The following is a 21,487-nucleotide window of genomic DNA, read 5'->3' on the forward strand; positions in this document are numbered from 1 at the left end:
GAATGAAGCGGATCAGCTCAGGACGATCGTCACCGCGCGGCGGTTTTGGGCGTAGCTGGCATCGTCCGAACCCAGCGCGATCGGGCGTTCCTTGCCATAGCTGATGACGTTCATCCGGTCGGGCGAGACACCGCGCGCCGCCAGATAGTTCTTGGCGGCGTTGGCGCGGCGGTCGCCCAGCGCGAGATTATATTCGCGGGTGCCGCGCTCGTCGCAATGACCTTCGATGGTGATGCGGACATTGGGATAACGCTGCAACCAGGCGGCCTGGCTGTCGAGGATCGCGCGCGCCTCGGGATCGATGTCATATTGGTCGAGCCCGAAATGCACCGTGTTCGACGTCACCGAGCGACGGAAATCGGCGTCCGAGCCGGGCACGATCGCGCCGTCCGGGTTGGTGTTCGCGCCCGCATTGGGGTCCACCGGCGCATTCTGGTCCACCGGCGCGGGCGGCAGCACTTCGGGCCGCTTCTTGGCGCAGCCGGCGATCGCGAGCGCCATGGTGGCGACGACGAACGTGGTCTTGATCTTGGTCACTGGACTATCACTCCCTTTTGGTTCGTTTCGCCCCCGAAACTCATGCCCGTAAACGCTTACGGTCGCAACGGCCCCCAGGCCGGATCCGATCCGTCGAGCGGGGTCGGAATCCGCCGTTCGTTGACACCGGTCAGGTCGACCATCCATACATCCGCCTTGCCCGAAGACCCTTGGGTCGAACGCTGGAAGGTGATGACCCGGCCATTGGGGGACCAGCTCGGCCCCTCGTCCTGCCAGCTATTGGTCAGCAGCTTTTCGCCGCCGCCCGACGGGCTCATGATACCGATGCGGAACGCCCCGCCCAGCTTTGTGAAGGCGATCAGGTCGCCGCGCGGGCTCCAGACCGGGGTCGCATAGCGCCCGCCGCCAAAGCTGATCCGCTGCTGGTTCGATCCGTCGGCGTTCATCACATAGATCTGCTGCCCGCCCGAGCGGTCACTCTCGAAGACGATCTTCGAGCCATCGGGCGAATAGCTGCCGCCCGTGTCGATACCCGGCGCGTTGGTCAGCCGCTGCGGCGTGCCGCCTTGCGCGGAGACGCGGTAGATATCGGTATTCCCGGCCTGCGCCATCGAGAACAGGATCCACCGGCCATCGGGCGAGAAGCGCGGCGCGAAGGTCGTCGCGGCATTCTGCACCACCAGACGCTGTCGCCCCGATCCGATGTCATAGACATAGATGGCGGGCCGCTTGTCGACATAGGACATATAGACGATCGACTGCTGATTGGGCGCGAAGCGCGGGGTCAGCACGATCGACTGGCCGTTGGTCAGGAAGCGGTGGTTCGCGCCGTCCTGGTCCATGATCGCCAGCCGCTTGATCCGCCGCCCCTTGGGGCCGGTCTCCGAGACATAGGTGATGCGGCTGTCGAAATAGGGGCCTTCGCCGGTCAGCTTGGTATAGATGCTGTCGGCGCACTTATGCGCCGCGCGCCGCCAGTCGCCGGGCGAGACCACGAAACCCTGTCGCGCCAGTTCGCTCCTGGCCAGCACGTCGTACAGATAGCATCCCACGGTCAGCGTCCCGTCGCCATTGGCGCGGACATAGCCCTGGACCAGCGCCTGCGCGCCGGTGCCGTTCCAATAGTCGAAGGCGGGCGCGGTCACTTCCGGGAAGGACACGGTGCGAAGCTGCGCGGGCGGAACGGGCGTGAACAGCCCCGAATTGCGCAGGTCGTTGGCGATGATCTGCGACAATTGCTGGCCGACGACATCGGTGGTGCCCGCCGCCGTCTGCACCACCGCGCTGGTCGGCATGGCGGGGATCGCGATCGGCATGGGGGCGGAGATGCCGCCCTCGACATCGACGACCAGCCCTTCCTGCCCATTGGCGGGCGCGAGCCCCGGCTGCTGTCCCGCCGGGACGGGCTGTTGCGGCTGCGGGGCGGGCGCGGGCACGTCCTGCGCGCCGACGGCACTGGCGGCGAGCGCCAGCGTGAGTGGAAGAGTCAGCAGGGAACGGGGCATTAGCATCATCCTCAACCCGGTAGTTTGTAGCGCAGCGTGAAGTTGCTCCAGCCGCCCGGCACGTCATAAAGTTCCGCCGGCAGCCCGCGCAACGGCGAGCAGCCCTTGAAGGTGGCGATCGCCAGCGCATCGACCCGGTCGACATAGCGCTCATTCTCGCCATCGACCCCGCTATGCCCCATCACGCGCGGTTCGCCCGCCAGGCTGCCGTCGCGGTTGAGCCGCAGGTTCATCGTCACCCGAATCCGCTCCGCGCCCGGCCCCGGCGTGACCTGCCGGTTGGCGCAGGGCTGCACCTGCCGCAGGATCGCCGAGGCGATATTGGCGAGCTGCTGCGCGCCGATCTTGGTGGCGGGGGCGGCGGTCGATTTGGATGGCGACGGATCGGGCGAGAGGCCCTTCAGGAAATTGTCGCCGAGCCGCGATCCGCGCGGTTTGGCGGCGGTCGCCGTCGCGCTGTTGCCGCTGCCGCGCGCGGGCGTTGCGGGCCTGGTCGCCGCCGGCTTGGCCGCGGACTGGCTGGGCCTGGCCGCGGGCGCGGGCTTCGCCGCCGGGGCGGGCTTGGCGGGCGCGGGTTTCGGTTGCGGTTTGGGCTGTGGTTTCGGTTGGGGCTTTTGCGCCGGTTTGGGCTGCGGTTGCGGCTTGGGCTCGGGGCGCGGCTGGGGCTGGGCCGGTTCGGGTTTCGGCTGCGGCTGTGGTTTGGGCTGGGGCTTCGGCTGGGGAGCCGGAGGCGGCGGCGCGGGCTGGGGTTCGGGCTCGGCCCTGATCGGTTCAGGGACCGGTTCGGGCGGGGCGGCGTCCTCGGGCGCGCCCTCTTCCGGGGCGATCGACTGGGCAGGCTGCTGGTTAGGCGTGGGCGATTCGGCCTCCAGCCCGACATCCTTGACCAGCGAGATGTCGATCGGCGTGACCTTCAGCTTTTCGGGGTTCGGCGTCGCCAGAAAGCCGACCGACAACAGGCCGAACAGGACGATATGTCCTGCGACCGCGACGGCCAGTCCGATCCGCTCACCACGCTCCATCAGCGGGGACCCGCCCCCTCGCCAGCGCCGCCCTCGACCGTGACCAGCGACACGCGGTTCAGCCCGGCGCGGTTCAGTTCGCCCATCACCCGCATCACCCGGCCATAATCCAGCGCCCGGTCGGCGCGCAGATAGACCTGCGGCACCTGTCCATCGGGGTCTTTTCGCGCCGCGATCGCGTCCAGCCGGGCGGGCAGGTCGGCTTCGCTGATCTCATCCTCGTTCAGGAACATCCGCCCCTGCTCGTCGATCGAAATCTGTTCGGGCTTCTGTTCCTGCTCCAGTGCCTTGGCGCGGCTGTCAGGCAGGTTGACCGGTACGCCCGTGGTCAACAGCGGCGCGGTCACCATGAAGATGATCAGCAGCACCAACATCACGTCGACCAGCGGCGTGACGTTGATCTCCGCCATCGGCGTGCGGCGGCCCCGACCGGATCGGGAGGGAAGGTTCATGGCCATCGCCCTTACCCTTTCAACGCGCCTGGTCGAGCTGGCGGCTGAGCGTGGTGTGGAAGCCGTCGGCGAAGCGGTTCAGCGACGCCTCCACCCGGTTCACCCCGTGGCTGAACCGGTTATAGGCGATCACCGCCGGGATGGCCGCGAACAGGCCGATCGCGGTGGCGAACAGCGCCTCCGAAATACCGGGTGCCACGACCGCCAGCGAGGTGTTCTGCGCCTGCGCGATGCCGGTAAAGCTGCGCATGATGCCCCAGACGGTGCCGAACAGCCCGACGAACGGCGCGACCGATCCGACCGTCGCCAGCACGTTCAGCCGGTCCGACAGCTTGTCGATCTCCCCCGCGACCGCCGAACCCATCGCGGTCGCCAGACGCTCGCGCGTGCCGTCGCGGTCGACATGTCCGCCCGCCGTCGAGCGCCGCCATTCCTGCACGCCCGCCGAGAAGACGCGTGCCGAGGGAAGCTCGCTGTCCTGCTCCATCCGGTGAAAGGCGTCGATGTCCTCGGCCTTCCAGAAATCACGCTCGAACCGGGTCATGCCCTTCCGGGTCCGCGCCAGCTTGCGCGAAAAGGCGACGATGATCGTCCAGGTCCAGATGCTGGCGAGCAGCAGGCCGATCATCACGATCTTCACCACCCAGTCCGCATGAATGAACAAGGCGACGGGCGACAATGAGGCGGCATCCATGTTGAAGACGGGATTCATGGGCGTTCGGTGTCCCCCTGCCAGACAAGGCGTTGGTAGATGGCGATCCAGTCGGCGGGCTGGCGTCGTGGGCGGCCGTTCGAGCCGACCCAGGCAACGGTAACCCTGGCGTCGGTCAGCTTGACCGTGCCGCACCTGACTGTCTGATGAATGACGACGCGAACCGCACTGACCTCGATCAATCGCGAGGTCACGAACAGGTCGTCGTCGAGCCGCGCGGAGGCGGCATAGCGGATGGCGATGTCAGTGACGGCATAGGCCCCCTCGCCCGCCTCATGTGCGGCGCGCTGGTCGATCCCGGCGACGCGCAACATGTCCGAGCGGGCGCGCTCCATGTAGCGGAGGTAGTTGGCGTGATAGACCACGCCCGACAGGTCGGTATCCTCGAAATAGACGCGCACCGCAAAGCGATGCTCATTCCCCTCGAAGCGGCCGCCGATCGGCTGGTCTTCTCCCGTCACCGTCATGGTGTCTGCCCGTTAACCCATCCGTCCGGGGGAAGGAAGGCACTTGCGCGCTTGTCACCTACGGGTTACATGACACCTATAGGTTACAGGAGGCCGTGATGAATCTCGTGGAAAAGGCGGAACGCAAGAGTCGGACGAGAGCCATGCTCAGCTATCTGATCGCGGCGACGCTGCTTGCATCCGCCGTGCTGGCGATCGCAGGTCATAGCGAAGGCGCATCGCGGCTCGCACCCTGGTTCGTCATGATCGGTCTTACCGCGCTGAACCTGACCGGCCTCCCGTTTCGATGGCGCAGTTATGGTGAGGTTTCGAAGCTGATGAATGACGAAACGACGCGCGATCATCGTCGGTCGAGCTTCGCGGCCGGGTTCTGGGCGATGTTCGCAGCGGCTGCCGCGGTGATGATCGTCGCCTCCTTTCGTCCCATGGAGGCCGTCGCCATCGGACGAATCACCATCACCGCTGGCCTCATGGCCGCGCTGATCTGCTTCGCCACGCTGGAACTGCGCGCCAGTCGATGAACGAGACACTCGCCAACGATCTGAAGGCCGCGCGCGAGGCGGCGGGGCTGACCCAGGGCGGCCTCGCCGAAGCGATCGGGGTCAGTCGCAAGACGATCAACACCGTCGAGAACGGCGTCTTCCAACCCTCGACCCTGCTCGCGCTCAAACTGGCGCGGGCCTTGGGCCGATCGGTCGAATCGCTGTTCTGGATCGAGGGGTGAGCCCGCTTACTGAATGGCCGCCGGATTGACCGTCAGCCTGGGCGGATTGATGACCGGCGGGGCATAGGGCCTGGCGGCGGGCACCGGCTGGCTGGACAGGACCGGCTGGCTCGCCGAGCGCGGCGCGACGGGCGGATTGGCGCTGGCGGCCATGCTCAGTGGCGAGGCGGCCTGCTCGACCGGGACCATCGTCCCCGCGCGCCAGGCGTCATAGGCGCGGAAGAAGGCGATAAAGGGGGCGTTCAGCTTTTCCAGATGCGCCGCCGCGCCGGTTTCGAAACCGTTGGCCGGTCCGCTGCTCACATCCGACAGCACCTGATCGGCGGCGGCGCAGAAGGTCTTGCGCACCGGGGTGATGGAGAAGAAATTGTAGAGCCGCGTCATCGCGTCGTCGTAGCGATCGCGCCAGTCGCCGCCCTGCGACTGATACTCCGCCGAATAGCGCTTTTCCGCCGCCGCCAGCGTGATCCGCTGCACCGTCAGCATGGTGTTGTAGCGGGTGACGATCTGCCCCTCATCCGGCCCGCGACAGGCAAGCGCCGCGACGTTGAGCGCCGAGCGAAGGTGCCAGATCGTCGCCGCGCTGGTCAGCGAGCGGTTGGGCGTGGCGTAGCTGCCGTCGGGCAGCAGCGCGGGAATCCGCATCCCCGGCGTCGCGCCGGGCGGCAAGGGTGCCTTGGCATATTGCGGCTGGGGCGCCGGGATCATCACCGGCGGCGGGGCGACCTTGGCGGTTTCGCGCGCGGCGCATCCCGCCAGCGACAGACCGATCGCCACACCCGATACGATACGCAAACTCGCCATGACCCTGATCCCTTCAAGCCCGCCCCCCGGCCGTTGGCGCATATCATGCAGAATCGAGGTTAACACGTCGTAAGCCGTGCGATGAAACGAGCCGTATGTCCGAGGGTTCGAAATCCTCCCCGGCACGGGGAGGGGGACCGCCGCGAAGCGGTGGTGGAGGGGGCTTTCCGCAAAGAACGTGCTATAAGGCAGCCCCCCTCCGTCAGGCCTTCGGCCTGCCACCTCCCCGTGCCGGGGAGGATCAGGTGGTGCGGGCGACCAGCGCGGCGGCGGCCTCCGCCATCAACTGCGCCAGGATATCGGCGATCGGCTCTTCCTTCGTCACCATGCCGACCGACTGGCCCGCCATCACCGAGCCATGCTCGACATCGCCCTCGATCACCGCGCGACGCAGCGCCCCCGCCCAATAATGCTCGATCTGGAGTTGCGCCTCCATCATCGCGACCTTGCCCTCGTCCAGCGCCTGGGCGACTTCGCGCTGCTTGGCGGTGAAGAGTTCGCCGCCCGCATTCTTGAGCGCGCGGACCGGGATGACCGGCAGGCGCGGGTCGATCTGCACGCTCGCCACCGCGTCGCGGGCCGAGGCGCGGATGAACGCATTCTTGAAATTGGGGTGCGCGATCGATTCGGTCGCGCAGACGAAGCGGGTGCCAAGCTGCACCCCCGCCGCGCCCATGTCGAGATAGGCGGCGATCGCCTCGCCACGGCCGATGCCGCCCGCGACGAAGACGGGCACCTGCTCCGCGATCTCCGGCAACATCTCTTGCGCCAGCACGCTGGTCGAGACGGGACCGATATGGCCGCCCGCCTCCATCCCCTCGATCACCAGCGCATCGACGCCCGAGCGGATCAGCTTCTTGGCCAACGACAACGCGGGCGCGAAGCAGATGACCTTGGCCCCCGTCTCCTTGATCGCCTCCAGCGCGCCCTTGGGCGGCAGGCCGCCCGCCAGCACGACATGGCCGACCCGGTGACGGCCGCACACCGCGATCAGGTCGAACAGCTGCGGGTGCATGGTGATCAGGTTCACGCCGAACGGGCGGCTGGTCATCGCCCTGGTCGCGGCGATTTCGGTATCGAGCAGGTCCGGGGTCATCGCCCCGCACGCGATCACGCCGAAGCCGCCCGCATTGGACATGGCGGAGACGAGGTTGCGCTCCGACACCCAGGACATGGCGCCCGCCATGATCGCCATGTCGGCGCCGAGGAATTCGGCCCCGCGCGCCATGCGGGTGGCCAGGCGCTGTTCGCCGGTGGTGATGAGGGTGTCGGTCATCGGCGCTCCATGCCGTGGAGAGGGCCGGACGGCAAGATTTGGTTCACGCGAAGCCGCGATGGCGCGAAGAAGAAGGGGTTCGCGCAGAGGCGCAGAGGACGCAGAGGGGTTTCGCACGCGGCAGCGCAATAACTTTCTTAACGGGCGTCGAGAAGAGCAGAGCGTGTGGCCGGACACGCCACCTCTGCGCTCTCTGCGCCTCTGCGCGAACCAATCTTTTGAATACGCTTCGCGTCTTCGCGGCTTCGCGCGAACAAAACAAACCCCTCCCCGAACCGATGCCGGAGAGGAGCAACCAGATTACGCCACCTCGGCGTCTAGGCCGTATGCTGTGTGCAGGACCCGCACCGCCAGCTCGGTATAATCCTCTTCGATCAGCACGCTGACCTTGATCTCCGAGGTGGTGATCGCAAGGATGTTGATCCCGCGCGCGCCCAGCGTCTGGAACATGGTCGACGCCACGCCCGCATGGCTGCGCATGCCCACGCCGACGACCGAAATCTTGGCGACCCGCGTGTCATGGACCAACGTGGCATAGCCGATTTCGCCGCTCGCCTTTTCCAGCACGTCCAGACTCCGCGCCAGGTCGGCGGACGGCACGGTGAAGGTCACGTCGGTCGAGCCGGTCGAATGCGCGATATTCTGGACGATCATGTCCACATTGATCCCCGCATCGGCCAGCGGCGCGAAGATCGATCCGACCGCGCCGGGGCGGTCCGGCACGGCGGTCAGGGTGATCTTGGCTTCGTTCTTGTCATGCGCGATGCCGGTGATGAGCTGGCGTTCCATATCGTCGATTTCCTCTTCGCCCACGATCAACGTGCCGCGATGTCCGTCTTCGTCCCGTGCGTCGTCGAACGAGCTGAGCACTCGCACCCGCACCTGTTCCTTCATCGCCAGACCCACCGAGCGGGTCTGGAGCACCTTGGCGCCGACGCTGGCGAGTTCCAGCATCTCTTCATAGGTGACCTTCGACAGCTTGCGCGCGCGGGGCACGATGCGCGGGTCGGTCGTATAGACGCCGTCGACATCGGTATAGATGTCGCACCGCTCCGCCTTCATCGCCGCCGCGACCGCGACCGCGCTGGTGTCCGATCCGCCGCGCCCCAGCGTCGTGACCCGGTTGCCCTCAGCCACGCCCTGGAAGCCCGGGATCACCGCGACCACGCCGCTGGCCAGGCTCTGGTCGAGCGCGGTCGTGTCGATCTCGCCGATCCGTGCCTTCGCAAAGGCGGTGTCGGTGTGGATCGGCAATTGCCAGCCCAGCCAGGACCGCGCGGGTACGCCCATCGCCTGGAGCGTGATCGCCAGCAGCCCGCTGGTGATCTGTTCGCCCGCCGAGACGACGACGTCATATTCCTGGGGATCGTAAAGCGACGAGGCCTCGCGGCAGAAACCGACCAGCCGGTCGGTCTCGCCCGCCATCGCGGAGACGACGACCGCGACCTCATGGCCCGCCTCCACCTCGCGTTTGACCCGCGCCGCCACGTTGCGGATGCGCTCGATTCCGGCCATCGAGGTGCCGCCGAACTTCATCACGATACGGGCCATGCGGTTTTTGCCAATCTCCTTGGGGTAAAACGGCGGTCCTGATAGGTAGCCCCCATGACGAACGCAAGCCATTTGAACGATTCTACCATTATCGGGGCCGAAGCCGCACATTTCGGAAAGATGGCCGCCCAATGGTGGGACCCCAAGGGATCGAGCGCGATGCTCCATCGGCTCAACCCGCCCCGGCTGCGCTATATTCGCGAGCAGATCGACCTGCATTGGGATGCCGATGGACAGGGATTCACGCCGCTGGCGGGCAAGCGCGCGCTCGATGTGGGTTGCGGCGCGGGGCTGTTGTGCGAGCCGCTCGCCCGGCTGGGGGCGGAGGTGACGGGGCTCGACGCCGCGCCGGAGAATGTCGCGGTCGCCGCCGCCCATGCCGCGCAATCGGGGCTGGAAATTCATTACCGCGCGGGCAGCGTCGATGGGCTGGCGGGCGAGACGTTCGACCTCGTCACCTCGCTGGAGGTGATCGAGCATGTCGCGGATCCGGCGCGATTCGTGCGCGGTCTGGCCGATGCGCTGGCGCCGGGCGGGCTGATGATCCTGTCGACGCCCAACCGGACGCCGTTGTCGAAGCTGGCGCTGATTACGCTGGCGGAGGGGACGGGCACGATCCCCAAGGGCACGCATGACTGGTCGAAATTCCTGACGCCCGAGGAACTGACCGCGCTGCTGACCGACGCGGGGCTGACGGTGCGCGACGTGCGGGGGCTCAGCTTCTCCCCGACCAGGGGGTTCACGGTCAGCGACTCGACCGCGCTAGATTATTTCGTGACGGCGACTCGCTGACGTCCCTCATTCTCCCCTCCCCTTCGGGGGAGGGGCCGGGGGTGGGGTGCTGCCGCAAACCCGGCGCCCGTGGAAAGGCCCCACCCCAACCCCTCCCCTGAAGGGGAGGGGCTTGTTCGGATCACCCTTATGTCCTCACATTTAAAACCATCGGCGATACGCCCCACCGGCTCTGCCGCCCACCGCCTGCTGATCCTTTTCGCCGTCGCACTGGCCGCCCGCGTGGCAACCTTCAGCAATCCGGTGGTGCATGTGGATGAGGAATTCTATTTCTTCACCGGCCATGCGATGTGGCAGGGGGCTTGGCCGTTCGTCGATGTGTGGGACCGCAAGCCGATCGGGCTGTTCCTGCTCTACGCCCTGCCCGCCGCGTTCGGCTTTCCGGCGGGGATCTGGGCCTATCAGGCGATGGCGCTGGCGAGCGTGGTCGCGACCGGCTGGCTGATCGCCCGAATGGCCGAGCGGCTGGGCGGGGGCGCGGGCGCGACGGCGGCGGGGATCGCCTATATCCTGTGGCTCGACGTCCTTGGCGGACAGGGGGGCCAAGCGCCGGTCTTCTACAATCTGCTGATGATCGGGGCGGCGTGGCTGATCCTCGAATCGGACGCACGGGGTTCGCGGATGCCCGGGCTTGGTGCGATGGCGCTGGTCGGTGTCGTCCTCCAGATCAAATATTCGGCGGTGTTCGAGGGGATGGTGTTCGGCCTCTGGCTGCTCGGTGCCGAGTGGCGGCGGAGCCGATCGCCGCTGGCCCTGATTCCCTATGGCATAGCGCTTATCGTCATCGCGCTGACCCCGACCCTGGCGGCGGCGGGAGTCTATGCCGCCATCGGGCAGTGGGATGCGTTTCTCTACGCCAATTTCCTGTCGATCTTCCATCGCAACCCCGATCCTTTGCCCGAACTGGCGGGCAATCTGGGGCAGATGGTGCTGATCCTCTCGCCCATCGTCACGCTGGCGGTGCTGGGGTTGAAGCGGACGTGGCGGGAGGACAGCGGAAAGACCTTGCTGGCCGTCTGGCTGGGCGCGGCGATCATCGGCGTGCTGCTGTTCCGACCCTGGTTCGACCATTATGGCCTGCCGATCCTGCTTCCCGCCTGTACCGCCGCCGCCGCGATGCTGGGTCGTGAAGACTGGCGGCGACGCGACACCCCTGCCCTGCTGCTGACCGTGGCGCTGGCGGGGCAGATCGTGCTGCTATCGCTGCGTCACGAGCGCGGTGACGGCGCGGAGTTCGCCGCTCTGTCCGACGCGGTCGGCAAGGGGCCGGGCTGCCTGTACGTCTATTCTGGCACCACCATGCTCTATGTCGCGACACGGCGTTGCACCCTGTCGCGCTACATCGTGCCCGCGCATCTCAGCCGGGCGCGCGAAGCCGGGGCCACCGGCGTCGACCAGGATGCCGAGATCGCCCGCATTCTCGCCCAGCGGCCCGGCGTGGTCGTGATGCGCCCAACCTATAATGGCGAGCGGTCCGCCGCCCATGCCCGCGTGCTGACGGCGATGGAGGATGGATACCGGCTGACCGCGAAACTGCCGATGGGCAATGAGATGATCCGCGTCTATAAATCCACACGATGAAACGCCTTCTCGCCTCGATCCATGACGTGTCCCCCCGGTTCGAGGGAGCGGTCGATGCGCTGTTCGACCGGCTGTCGGGGCATTTGGGGGGCCCGCGCCTCGCCATGCTGGTCATCCCCGACCATTGGAACAGCGCGCCGATCGCGCCGGGCACGCCCTTCGCCACGCGGTTGCGCGGCTGGGCGGACATGGGAATCGAGATGTTCGTCCATGGCTGGTCGCACAAGGACGACATGGTCCACACCGACTCGAAGACCGCATTGAAGGCCAGGCACATGACGGCGGGCGAAGGCGAGTTCGTCGGACTGGACCGCGCCGAAGCGCTGCGCCGGATGCAACGCGGCACCGCGCTGATCGAGGATATCATCGGCCGCCGCGCGACCGGCTTCATCGCGCCGGCCTGGCTCTATTCGGACGAGGCGCGCCTGGCGCTGGGCGATGCCGGATTCGCGCTGCGCGGAGGATCATTTCCGCGTCTGGACACCGACCGACGGCAAGGTCGTCGCGCGGGGGCCGGTCGTCACCTGGGCGAGTCGGTCGCGCGGGCGGCAGTTGAGCTCGCTCGCCGCCGCCGCCGTCCTGCGCCATGGCCTGCGCCCGACCTCTGTGGCGCGGGTCGCGGTGCATCCGGGCGACAATGGCGTGCCCGCGCTGCTCGACAGCATCGACAAGACCTATTCGCGGCTGGCGCGGACGCACACACCGTCTCGCTATGCGGATTTGCTGGCCGCCTGACCCCCACATCCGTTTGCGCTGAGCGAAGTCGAAGCGCACGCCATGCGCTGGCCGATAGGGAATCCCGTGGCCTTCGACGTCGCTCAGGCTAAACGAAGGTGGGGACTCAGGCGGCCACCCGCTCGCCCGCTTCCCCATCGAGCAGCCGCTGATAGCGCGCGATCAGCGCCTCGGCATGGTCGCGGTCGCTGAACACCTTGCCCGCCGCGACTCGCGCCGCGTTGCGCAGGACACGCGGATCACGTGACAGCAGCCGCTCGATCGCCTCGGCACAGGCTGCGCCGTCGCGCGCGCGGAAGGTCTCGGCGAACAGCGGATTGGCCACCTCGGCGCATCCGCCATAATCGGGCACCACCAGCGGCAGGCCCGAGGCCAACGCCTCCGACGCGACCAGTCCGAACGTCTCGGTCTCGCAGCCATGCACCAGCGCGTCGCAGCTCGCCATGATCCGGGCGAGGCGCGGGCGGTCATAGACCGGGCGGAACAGGCGGATATGCGGGCTGCCCGCGATCCGCTTTTCCAGCGTCCGGCTGGCGACGCCGCCGCCGATCAGGATCAGCCCGATCGGCCGGGTCGAGGCCACGCGCTCGACCGCATCGATGACCATCGGCCAGCGCTTTTCGGGGTGATGCCGCCCCAGGCCGAGCAGCAGATGGGCGTCTTCGGGCAGCGCACACTGGGCCAGCAACGCCGCACGCAAACGGTCGTCGCGGTGGTCGGGCGAGAAGAAATGCCGTTCGATGCCCAGCGGAATGCCCTCATCCACCCGCACGCCGCGCTTGCCCAGCCGCTTGACCAGCGCCGGTCCGTTGGACAGCACCAGGTCATAATGGTCGAGGAAGCGGTTCATGTAGCGGCTGTACCAGCTAAACCAGTCCTCCACCCGCTCCTGCGCGACGATGCCGTCCAGCCAGCGAACCGGATAGGTGCCGACATTGTCGTTGTGCATGAAGAAGACCTTCTTCGCGCGCCCCTGCCAACTGGCGACGAACCAGGCGGGCTTGGCAGGCGAAGACACCTCGACGATATCGGGGTCCAGTTCGTCGAGCAGGCGGCAGACGGGCGCGCCGTCCCAGAACATCCCGTAATTGGTGTCCAGGATCAGGCGCGGCGCCTTGATATAGATGATCTTGCCGCCGCCCGGACGCTCCTCGACCACATCCTCGGTGCCGGGGGCCAGGACGATCAGTTCATGGCCCATCTCGGCCAGGATCGCCATCTTGCGGTCGATATAGGTCCGCACGCCTCCGCCGGTGGGCGAGTAGAATTCGTTGACGTCGACGATACGCATCGTCGTCCCCTTACTCTACCGGGCCGAAACCACCCAGCCCGCGCAGATATTGCGCGCGAATGGTGGTCGTCGCCACACCGTTGGGCACGTCGATCAGCGCGGAGGCGAGCGGCGGCTTGCGGCGGCCCAGCTTGGTATTGGCGGGAAAGCCCGCCCCGTCGCTCCAGAAGTTGAACTTGTTCTTGCCGTCGCGGTCATGGGTGAAGAGCAGTGCATAGCGGCCGGGGCGCGGCACGCGGATGCACAGGGCGATCGCGCCACCCCCGGCCGGGGTGGGCACCGACACCCGGCGAAAGGTCTTGCCCGCCCGCTCCAGCACGCTGTCATCGGCCAGGAAATCCTCATCGTTCGCGGGATAGAGTTCGAGCTTCAGATTGCCCTTGCGATCCTTCAGCCCCTCGATCCGCGCCAGGATGGCGGGGCCGCCATTGGTGCAGGCCGCCGCATCGCTGCCCAGGATCTGCGCGCTCGCCACCTGCGGCATCGCCGCCAGCCCGATCGCCGCCACCGCCACCATCTTCATCACGCGAATCATGCGCGTACCTTCCGAACCAATGCCGTCAGACCAAAGCCCGCGATCAGCACGACATGGACCAACAGGGTCAGTGCCGCGGTGAACGCGATCAGCTCGCTCAATTCCTGATCCTGCCCGATCAACAGGATCGCGAAATTGGCGAAAAGAAGGTCCTTGTTGGGCACGAGCGGCAGGCGCGACACGAGCAGCCGCGCCGCCGACAGGAACAGCCACATGCCCAGCGACACGCTCGGCATCCCGTAATGCCAGGCCAGCGCGACCAGCAGCGAATTGGCGATCAGCCGCACGCAGTGAACCGTGAAGATCCACCACAGCGTCTTGCGGTCGAGCGAGAAGACCCGCCGCGAGAAGATCAGGAAGGGCAGCGAGGTCGCCATGACGATCGCGATCGATCCCCAGACCAGCCGCAACTGCTCGGGCGTCAGCAGTTCGCGACCGACCGGCAGGGCCAGGCCGATCATCAACAGGGTGATCGCATTGCCCGCGATCGCCGACAGGATGCCGACATCCTTGACCGCGCCGAACGGCGCCGCGACCATCTTCGCATGGGCCCGCGCCCAGGCGTAGAAATAGGCCTCGCCCGAATAGCTGAAGGCGACCTCGTTGGCGATCCGCTTGCGGATCAGCGCGGCCAGGCCGCTGATCGGAATACCCCAGAGACGGCGGAAGATGATATAGTCGCCGATCGGCAACGCCATGTAGAGCCCGACGAACACGACATAGAAGAGCGGGTTGGTCGGCACCGAATGGCTGAGCCCCACCAGCCCGCGCCCGAGCAGTTCCTGCCCCAACCCGACCACCATCGCGATGGTCAGGACCGCGCCGATGATGGCGGGCCAGCGCCGCTTCACGGTCTTCAACGGCTCCAGCGCGGCGATGTCGCGCGCCACCGGGGCACCGGTTGCGGCCGGGGGTCCGACAGGCACGGCCTGTTGCGGGGTCATGGGATCATCTCGTTCATTCTGCACGTTAGGGAGATTCCTCGGCGGCGTTCGCCGGTGGCGCCCGCTAACCTCAACACTGCTTTCTCGCACCTGAATAAGAATTCACCTTTGGGGGGCGATTGTGTCCACCTTAGGGCTGGAATTGACATATTTACGCGACAAGCTGCGCGTACCTCCGGCACCCGATCCCCTCCTCATCCGTTACCGGAGCCCATGCCAGCCGATCACATCCTGACCTATGCGCTGGCGATGCGTGGCGGCGTGGAAGCCGCACTGGCGCGCATGCTCCAGGGCTGGACCCGGCAGGGTCGGCGGGTGACCCTGGTGCTGGGCGAGGAAAGCGGCCGGTTCCAGCACGGCGTGCCGTCGGGGGTGGAGATAGTGACGCTGGGGCACCAGCGCTATACCGGGCTGTGCACCACCCTGCCCGCGATGATCGACCGGATGCGGCCCGACATCATCTTCTGTCCCGGCAATCATTATACCAGCATGGCGGCCTGGGCGCGGCTGCGGCTGGCGGGGGCGTGCCCGCCGATCGTCGGCAAGATGTCCAACGCGGTCGACCGGGGCGATCATCATCCGATCGTCGCCTGGGGCCAGCGGCAATGGCTGGCCCGGCACCGGCTGTTCCTGGACTCGCTGGTGGCGATGACCCCCGCCACCGCGCGGGCGGCGCGAGAGGCGACCGGGCTGTCGGTCGCGGTTATCCCGAACCCACCCTCCGCCCTTCCCGCCAGCGGCCCCGACACGATCCTGCCGCCCGGTCGGCGGATCTTGGGGGTCGGACGGCTGGAGCCGCAGAAGCGCTGGGACCGGCTGATCACCGCGCTGACCCATCTGCCCGAGGATGTCGGGCTGACCATATTGGGCGAGGGCAGCCTGCGGCCCGCGCTGACCGCGCAGATCGCGGTGCTGGGGCTGGAACATCGCGTCTCGCTGCCCGGCCATGTCGCCAATCCGAGCGCCGCCATGGCCGCCGCGCCGGTACTGGCGCTGCCGTCCGATTATGAAGGCGTGCCGGGCGTGCTGCGCGAGGCGCTGGCGGTGGGCACGCCGGTCGTCACCACCGATTCGAGTCCCGCGGTGCACGAGATCGTCACCGATCCCTCGCTGGGCACCATCGTCCCGCGTGAGGATCTGGGTGCGCTGGTCGCGGGGTTGCGGCACTGGCTGAACCCGGTCGCGCCCCGCCCCGATCCGGTGCCGGAACCGGGGCAGGACTCGGCGGAGCGCTATCTGGCGCTGTTCGACTCGATCGTCACCGCCCGGCAGCGACGCGACGCGCTGGCGTCAGGCGATGTCGGATTCGGCGCGCGCGCTGTCGCCGTCGCGCGCCGCCTCGCGCTCCGACCGGCGCTGTAGCGCGGACTTGATCATCGCGGTCATCGGGTCGGCCAGCGCCAGCCCGAGAATGCCGAACAGCGCGCTCGCCATGATCTGGGTCGACAGGGTCAGCGCCGGGGGCAGGTCGACGGTGCGCTTGGCGACCATCGGCACCACGACATAGCCGTCGAAGGTCTGCACGACCAGATAGGTGCCGATCGCCCAGAAGCCCGCATCGGTGCCCGCCGAAAAGCCGACCGCGACCATCAGCGCGCCGGTGATGATCGCCCCGATATTGGGGATGAACGCCAATATCCCCGCGATGATGCCGAGCAGCAGCGCCATCGGCACGCCCCCGATCATCAGCGCGATGCCGGTCAGCACCCCCTCGAACGCCATGCCGAGCAGCCGTCCGGCGAGCAGCTTGCGAAGCGTGCCCATTACCCGTGCCTGGGTGATCGCGAATTCGGCGCGCGCGGCGCGCGGCACCACCCATTGCAACCCGCGCGCATAGCCATCCGGGTCCATCGCCAGGAACAGGCCGATGATCAGCATCATGAACATGCTCGTCACCGCGCCGACTGCCGTGCCGACCCAGGAGGTGAGCCGCCCGATCGATCCCAGCGACTGTTTGAGCAGGCCGTTGATGTCCGAGGTGCCGGGCATCAACCCCTGCGACGCCAGCCAGCCGGCCACGCGCCCCGCCTGCGTCTCCAGCGTGGAGCGAAGCTGGGTCACCTGCTGCACGACCTCGACCCCGGTGAGGTAGAAGGTGCCGAGCAGGAACGCCGTCACCGCCAGCACGACGATCGACAGCCGCCAGCCGCGCCCGATCGGCAGCACCCGGCCGAGCAGCCGGACACCACCGTCGAGCAGCGTCGCGAAGACCAGCCCGGCGAAGATCACCAGCAGCGGCTGGACCAGCAGCACCGTCACCGCCATCGCCGCGATCAGGCCCAGCCAGATCGCCGCGCGCATCAGTTCCCGCCGGACGAAGCCCTCGCGAAACTCGATCGGCGCGGGGTCTTTCGTCAGCGGGACGGGATCGCTCATGATCCGGGATTCACCGTGGTCGGATGGAGCGAGCTGCCCGCCCGGCCCGAGCGGAGCGAACCCCACCAGGTCAACGGATTGAGCGTCGCGTCGCCGTCCAGGCTGAAGGTCACGAACTCGGCCCGCCCGCCGATATTCTCATAGGGCACCGGCCCGCCCAGCCCCAATTCGGCCAGCGAGAAGCGGCTGTCGGCCGAACGGTCGCGATTGTCGCCCATCAGGAAGACATGGTCGGCGGGGATGGTGATCGGCCCGTAATTATCACCGGGACTCCATCCCAGTTCGACCGTGTCGTAACGGCGGTTGTTGGGCAGCGTCTCGGTCACGATCGGCAGGTGGCAGACCCACTGGCCGCTCGGCAACCGCACCTTGGCTTCCTCGCCATAGTCGGAGGCCTTGCAGGGGCTGTTGGTGTCGACCGGAATGTCGACATAATGGAGCGGCCCGCGCTCGACCGGCTTGCCGTTCAGGATGACGGTGCCGTCGCGCACCTCCAGCCGGTCGCCGGGCAGGCCGATCACCCGCTTGATATAGTCGTTATGCGTGCCCGGCGGCGTCACGATCACCACATCGCCGCGCGTCGGCAGCGAGCCGAACAGGCGGCCATGGATGAAGGGTAGCTGCGCGCTCCAGCTATCGGTCGGCTGGCGAAGGACCAGCGACTTGAAGATCGCGATCGGGTTCGGAATGGTCGGCGAGACATAGGACCAGCCATAAGCGAACTTGCTGACGACCAGCCGGTCCCCGACCTGCAACCCCGGCAGCATCGATTCGGACGGGATGTAGAAGGGCTTGGCGAGGAAGCTGTGAAAGCCGAGTACGATCAGGAGCAGCCAGAACAGCCCCTTGACCTCGGCCCACCAGTCGGTGCCCTTTTTCCTGGCGGGCGGCGTGGCATCCGACGGCTTGACCGCCGGTTGATCCGCGGGCGTGCCCTGGTTCGTGTCCAACACCGCGTCCTTCATGCGGAAACTTCCGGTCTCGCCTCGATCACGACAAAGGCCTGGGCCCAGGGGTGATCGTCGGTCATGGTCAAGTGAATATAGGCGACGTGGCCCGCCGGGGTCATCGCGTCAAGCCGTTCCCGCGCGCCGCCCGTCAAAGACAAGGTCGGCGCGCCGCCGGGCAGGTTGATCACCCCGATATCGCGCATGAAGACGCCGTGGGCGAAGCCGGTGCCGACCGCCTTCGAAAAGGCCTCCTTGGCGGCGAAGCGCTTGGCATAGGTGCCCGCGCGGGTGAAGGGGCGTCTGGCGGCCTTGGCCTGTTCCACCTCGGTGAAGCAACGCGCCTCGAACCGGCCGCCATGCCGGTCGAGCGCGGCCTGGATCCGCTCGATATTGCAGAGGTCCGAGCCGAGACCGATGATCATGCTATCCTCCCCGGTACGGGGAGGGGGACCAGCCGCAGGCTGGTGGAGGGGGGGCTCCACCGCGCGAATCCCTTGGGGCGATCCCCCTCCACCCCCGCTTCGCGGCGGTCCCCCTCCCCGTGCCGGGGAGGATTCACCGCGCCAGGTCCATCGCGGCGCGCATCTTGCGCACGACTTCCGGCAAACCGACGAACACCGCATCGGCGATCAGGAAATGGCCGATGTTCAGTTCACGCACCTGCGGGATCGCCGCGATGGGGGCGACATTGTCATAGGTCAGGCCGTGGCCCGCATGAACCTCGATCCCGTTCTTCGCCGCCAGCGCCGCCGCGTCCGACAAGCGGCGCAGTTCCTCGGTGCGCGCCTCGCCATCCCGTTCGGCATAGCGACCGGTGTGCAGTTCGACGACCGGCACGCGCAGGTTCAACGCCGCCTCGATCTGGCGCGGATCGGGTTCGATGAACAGCGAGACGCGGATGCCCGCCTCGCCCAGCTTCGCCACCATGGGAGCCAGCCATTCGCGCTGCCCGGCGGCGTCGAGTCCGCCCTCGGTCGTCCGCTCCTCGCGCTTTTCGGGAACGATGCAGGCGGCGTGGGGGCCGTGCTTCAGCGCGATGACGAGCATCTCCTCCGTCGCCGCCATTTCCAGGTTGAGCGGCACGGTCAGTTCCGCCGACAGCCGCGCGATATCGTCATCGGTGATGTGCCGCCGGTCCTCGCGCAGATGCGCAGTGATCCCGTCCGCCCCGGCCTCGGCCGCGATCAGCGCCGCCTTGACCGGATCGGGATAGCCCGCCCCGCGCGCGTTCCGCACGGTCGCGACATGGTCGATATTGACGCCCAGGCGCAGATGCTCGGTCATGCCGCCGCGCGGCTCCCCGGCTTGATCGCAGGCGTAGCCGCCAGTTCGGGGGGCAGATCGTCCGGGCTGTAGCTGGGCACGTCGAGTCGGATCAGCGGGAAGAACGGCACACCCAGATCGGCCTTGCCGTTCGAGCGATCGACCAGCGAAGCCGCCGCGATCGTCTCTCCCCCTTCGCGCGCGATGGCGGCGATCGCCTCGCGGCTGGACAGGCCGGTGGTGACCACGTCTTCCATCATCAGCACCTTCTGCCCCGCATCCAGCCGGAAGCCGCGACGCAGGTGGAAAACTCCCTCGGGCCGCTCCAGGAACATGCCCGGCACGCCCAGCGCGCGCGCCATCTCGTGGCCGACGATCACGCCGCCCATGGCGGGGGCGACGACCGCGCTGATCTGCTCCCGGATCTCCGCCGGAATTTTCGCGGCGACCGCCTCGCACAGCCGGGCGGCGCGGGCCGGGTCCATCAGCACGCGCGCGCATTGCAGATAGCGCGGGCTGCGCAAGCCGGAGGAGAGGATGAAATGCCCTTCGAGCAGCGCCTCTGCGGCGCGGAACTCGGCTAGGACGTCTTCATCGGTCATGGGGCAACTCCGGCATCGGTCAGATGACCCGGCCTCATAGGATCGCCCCCGCCCCCATGCAATCGGCCATGCGACGCTCAAGGGTTGAGGGGGCGCGGTCCCGTGCTATAGTCGCCTCAACAAAAATGACAGGACGCCCCGTCTCAGCCCGTCGAACCACCGACGGACAGGCGAGGGAGGATGGGAGACGAAAGCGGGATGAGCGAGGTCAAGCGCATGTCCGGACCCCGGAGGATGAGGATGCCGAAACGGATGAAGGCGCTGGCGATCGCCGCCGGGCTGGGCCTGTTGTCGAGTGCGGCCATCGCGACTCCGGCCGCGCCGCCCAAGGCTGCACCACAGGCCGCCGCCGAGGGACAGGGCGTCTCCAACACCGCGCCGACCAGCGCCGCCGCGCCCGCCACCGCCGCGCCGACCAGCCCGCTGCTTGCGCAGGACGGCGCGCCCGCGACGACCATCGATCCCAATGTCGGCCTGCCGATCGACGGGCGCATCGGCCTTCAGCCTCAGGTGACGAAGAACGGCGAGTTCGCGCACTGGATGCACAATGGCGTGCTGATGCCGGTCATCACGATCATCTGCATCCTCGTGCTGCTGCTGCTCGCCTGGGTCGTGTTCCGCTATCGCCGCGCCGCCAATCCGGTCGCGTCCAAGACCAGCCACAACACGCTGGTCGAGGTGTTGTGGACGCTGGGGCCGGTGGTGGTCCTGGTCCTGATCGCCATCCCCTCGATCGGCCTGCTCCAGGCGCAGTTCAAGCCCGCGCCCGCCGGGGCCGTCACGCTGAAGGCGATCGGCAACCAATGGTATTGGACCTATCAATACCCCGATCATGGCGGGATCGAGATCACCGCCAACATGCTGAAGGAAAAGGATCAGGTGGCGCCGGGTGAGCGCGCGCGCACCGATGCCGACGGTCCGCGCCTGCTGGCGGTGGACAATCGCATCGTCCTGCCCGTCGGCGTGCCGATCCGCCTGATCACCACCTCCAACGACGTCATCCATAGCTGGGCGATCCCCGCCTTCTGGATGAAGCTGGACGCGGTGCCCGGTCGGTTGAACGAGACCAGCTTCACCATCGAGAAGCCGGGCCTGTATTTCGGCCAATGCTCCGAATTGTGCGGCGCGCGCCACGCCTTCATGCCGATCGCGGTGCAGGCGGTGCCCCCGGCGCAATTCGCGGCCTGGGTCGCGGCCAAGGGCGGCCAGATGCCGGGTTCCAAGGCCCCCTCCTCCTCGGTCATTCCGCAGCCGGGTGCCGAGGGCTCGGCCTCCGAGGCGGCGCAGGCCAATGCCTCCGAGGCGGTGACCGGCCCCGCCGACAACGCCTCGACGCCCGCCCAGTCCCCCACTTCCGCGCAGGGCGCCACCGGCAATCCGGCGGGCCCCGGCAACGCTGGACAATAA

Annotated in this window: 23 protein-coding genes and 1 pseudogene; 7 read left to right on the plus strand and 17 right to left on the minus strand. The window is 67.6% G+C overall.

From position 1 onward, the window contains the following. Window positions 1-12 precede the first annotated feature (12 nt). Genes pal through QE379_RS00700 form a run of 6 tightly spaced genes read right to left on the minus strand, consistent with a single transcriptional unit; the run spans window position 13 to window position 4,656 of the window. Window positions 13-537: a peptidoglycan-associated lipoprotein Pal gene (gene pal / locus QE379_RS00675; RefSeq protein ID WP_267435995.1), complete on the minus strand. Its 525-nt coding sequence runs from the start codon at window positions 535-537 to the stop codon at window positions 13-15. A 56-nt stretch (window positions 538-593) separates the two neighbouring features. Beyond that, window positions 594-2,003: a Tol-Pal system beta propeller repeat protein TolB gene (gene tolB / locus QE379_RS00680; protein WP_306996867.1), complete on the minus strand. Its 1,410-nt coding sequence runs from the start codon at window positions 2,001-2,003 to the stop codon at window positions 594-596. 11 nt (window positions 2,004-2,014) lie between these two features. Further along, window positions 2,015-3,025 carry a cell envelope biogenesis protein TolA gene (locus QE379_RS00685; RefSeq protein ID WP_306996868.1) on the minus strand — a complete coding sequence of 337 codons (1,011 nt, stop codon included), beginning with the start codon at window positions 3,023-3,025 and terminating at the stop codon, window positions 2,015-2,017. Further along, complete coding sequence (gene tolR / locus QE379_RS00690; RefSeq protein WP_306996871.1) at window positions 3,025-3,483, minus strand: protein TolR; 459 nt, start codon at window positions 3,481-3,483, stop codon at window positions 3,025-3,027. Before tolR ends, QE379_RS00685 begins: the two co-directional genes overlap by 1 nt. Window positions 3,484-3,496: 13 nt before the next feature. After that, window positions 3,497-4,189, minus strand: a complete 693-nt coding sequence (tolQ, locus tag QE379_RS00695; protein ID WP_306996873.1) for a protein TolQ — start codon at window positions 4,187-4,189, stop codon at window positions 3,497-3,499. After that, on the minus strand, window positions 4,186-4,656 hold the full coding sequence (locus QE379_RS00700; RefSeq protein WP_306996875.1) for a YbgC/FadM family acyl-CoA thioesterase: 471 nt from the start codon (window positions 4,654-4,656) through the stop codon (window positions 4,186-4,188). The genes tolQ and QE379_RS00700 overlap by 4 nt, the downstream gene beginning before the upstream one ends. A gap of 98 nt (window positions 4,657-4,754) precedes the next feature. Here QE379_RS00700 and QE379_RS00705 point away from each other — a divergent pair, with 98 nt between their 5' ends. Next, window positions 4,755-5,177 (plus strand): hypothetical protein, encoded by a 423-nt coding sequence (locus QE379_RS00705; protein ID WP_306996877.1) that lies wholly within the window; start codon window positions 4,755-4,757, stop codon window positions 5,175-5,177. Next, the gene (locus QE379_RS00710) at window positions 5,174-5,380 is read left to right on the plus strand and encodes a helix-turn-helix transcriptional regulator (RefSeq protein WP_306996879.1); all 207 of its coding nucleotides are present in this window, start codon (window positions 5,174-5,176) and stop codon (window positions 5,378-5,380) included. The genes QE379_RS00705 and QE379_RS00710 overlap by 4 nt, the downstream gene beginning before the upstream one ends. A gap of 6 nt (window positions 5,381-5,386) precedes the next feature. Here QE379_RS00710 and QE379_RS00715 read toward each other — a convergent pair whose 3' ends face one another. The 3 genes from QE379_RS00715 to QE379_RS00725 all read right to left on the minus strand — a co-directional run bounded on the left by QE379_RS00715 (window position 5,387) and on the right by QE379_RS00725 (window position 9,011). Further along, window positions 5,387-6,184 carry a hypothetical protein gene (locus tag QE379_RS00715; protein WP_306996881.1) on the minus strand — a complete coding sequence of 266 codons (798 nt, stop codon included), beginning with the start codon at window positions 6,182-6,184 and terminating at the stop codon, window positions 5,387-5,389. Window positions 6,185-6,425: 241 nt separating this feature from the next. Then, entirely contained in the window at window positions 6,426-7,460 is a 1,035-nt protein-coding gene (locus tag QE379_RS00720) for a nitronate monooxygenase family protein (protein WP_306996883.1), read from the minus strand. 300 nt (window positions 7,461-7,760) lie between these two features. Beyond that, window positions 7,761-9,011: an aspartate kinase gene (locus QE379_RS00725; RefSeq protein WP_306996885.1), complete on the minus strand. Its 1,251-nt coding sequence runs from the start codon at window positions 9,009-9,011 to the stop codon at window positions 7,761-7,763. A gap of 54 nt (window positions 9,012-9,065) precedes the next feature. On the opposite strand from QE379_RS00725, the gene ubiG reads away from it, so the two are divergent. From ubiG to QE379_RS00740, 3 genes and pseudogenes are all read left to right on the plus strand, one after another. Continuing rightward, window positions 9,066-9,803 carry a bifunctional 2-polyprenyl-6-hydroxyphenol methylase/3-demethylubiquinol 3-O-methyltransferase UbiG gene (gene ubiG / locus QE379_RS00730; RefSeq protein WP_306996887.1) on the plus strand — a complete coding sequence of 246 codons (738 nt, stop codon included), beginning with the start codon at window positions 9,066-9,068 and terminating at the stop codon, window positions 9,801-9,803. Between the two features lie 222 nt (window positions 9,804-10,025). Then, window positions 10,026-11,384, plus strand: coding sequence for a hypothetical protein (locus QE379_RS00735; RefSeq protein WP_306996889.1), 1,359 nt, complete (start codon window positions 10,026-10,028; stop codon window positions 11,382-11,384). After that, window positions 11,381-12,119: pseudogene (locus QE379_RS00740) on the plus strand (DUF2334 domain-containing protein). The gene QE379_RS00735 and the pseudogene QE379_RS00740 overlap by 4 nt, the downstream one beginning before the upstream one ends. 106 nt (window positions 12,120-12,225) lie before the next feature. Here QE379_RS00740 and QE379_RS00745 read toward each other — a convergent pair. Genes QE379_RS00745 through QE379_RS00755 form a run of 3 tightly spaced genes read right to left on the minus strand, consistent with a single transcriptional unit; the run spans window position 12,226 to window position 14,889 of the window. After that, the gene (locus QE379_RS00745; RefSeq protein WP_306996891.1) at window positions 12,226-13,410 is read right to left on the minus strand and encodes a glycosyltransferase; all 1,185 of its coding nucleotides are present in this window, start codon (window positions 13,408-13,410) and stop codon (window positions 12,226-12,228) included. A gap of 10 nt (window positions 13,411-13,420) precedes the next feature. Next, window positions 13,421-13,945, minus strand: coding sequence for a DUF2141 domain-containing protein (locus tag QE379_RS00750; RefSeq protein WP_306996892.1), 525 nt, complete (start codon window positions 13,943-13,945; stop codon window positions 13,421-13,423). Further along, window positions 13,942-14,889, minus strand: coding sequence for a hypothetical protein (locus QE379_RS00755; protein ID WP_267434900.1), 948 nt, complete (start codon window positions 14,887-14,889; stop codon window positions 13,942-13,944). Before QE379_RS00755 ends, QE379_RS00750 begins: the two co-directional genes overlap by 4 nt. Window positions 14,890-15,102: 213 nt before the next feature. On the opposite strand from QE379_RS00755, the gene QE379_RS00760 reads away from it, so the two are divergent. After that, the gene (locus QE379_RS00760) at window positions 15,103-16,251 is read left to right on the plus strand and encodes a glycosyltransferase (RefSeq protein WP_306996896.1); all 1,149 of its coding nucleotides are present in this window, start codon (window positions 15,103-15,105) and stop codon (window positions 16,249-16,251) included. On the opposite strand, the gene QE379_RS00765 is transcribed toward QE379_RS00760, so the two are convergent. The 5 genes from QE379_RS00765 to pyrE all read right to left on the minus strand — a co-directional run bounded on the left by QE379_RS00765 (window position 16,180) and on the right by pyrE (window position 20,080). Further along, complete coding sequence (locus tag QE379_RS00765; protein WP_306996899.1) at window positions 16,180-17,265, minus strand: AI-2E family transporter; 1,086 nt, start codon at window positions 17,263-17,265, stop codon at window positions 16,180-16,182. The genes QE379_RS00760 and QE379_RS00765 overlap by 72 nt on opposite strands. Next, on the minus strand, window positions 17,262-18,230 hold the full coding sequence (gene lepB, locus QE379_RS00770; protein ID WP_306996901.1) for a signal peptidase I: 969 nt from the start codon (window positions 18,228-18,230) through the stop codon (window positions 17,262-17,264). The genes QE379_RS00765 and lepB overlap by 4 nt, the downstream gene beginning before the upstream one ends. Further along, window positions 18,227-18,637, minus strand: coding sequence for a holo-ACP synthase (gene acpS, locus QE379_RS00775; RefSeq protein ID WP_306996903.1), 411 nt, complete (start codon window positions 18,635-18,637; stop codon window positions 18,227-18,229). The genes lepB and acpS overlap by 4 nt, the downstream gene beginning before the upstream one ends. 133 nt (window positions 18,638-18,770) lie before the next feature. Continuing rightward, the gene (locus QE379_RS00780) at window positions 18,771-19,499 is read right to left on the minus strand and encodes a pyridoxine 5'-phosphate synthase (RefSeq protein ID WP_306996905.1); all 729 of its coding nucleotides are present in this window, start codon (window positions 19,497-19,499) and stop codon (window positions 18,771-18,773) included. Then, a complete protein-coding gene (pyrE, locus tag QE379_RS00785; RefSeq protein WP_306996907.1) occupies window positions 19,496-20,080 on the minus strand; it encodes an orotate phosphoribosyltransferase in 585 nt (194 codons plus the stop codon). Before pyrE ends, QE379_RS00780 begins: the two co-directional genes overlap by 4 nt. A 240-nt stretch (window positions 20,081-20,320) precedes the next feature. Between pyrE and coxB the strand changes: the two genes are divergently transcribed. Then, entirely contained in the window at window positions 20,321-21,487 is a 1,167-nt protein-coding gene (gene coxB, locus QE379_RS00790) for a cytochrome c oxidase subunit II (RefSeq protein ID WP_373461699.1), read from the plus strand.

It is taken from the genome of Sphingomonas sp. SORGH_AS_0879, assembly GCF_030819175.1.
Taxonomy (GTDB): Bacteria; Pseudomonadota; Alphaproteobacteria; order Sphingomonadales; family Sphingomonadaceae; genus Sphingomonas.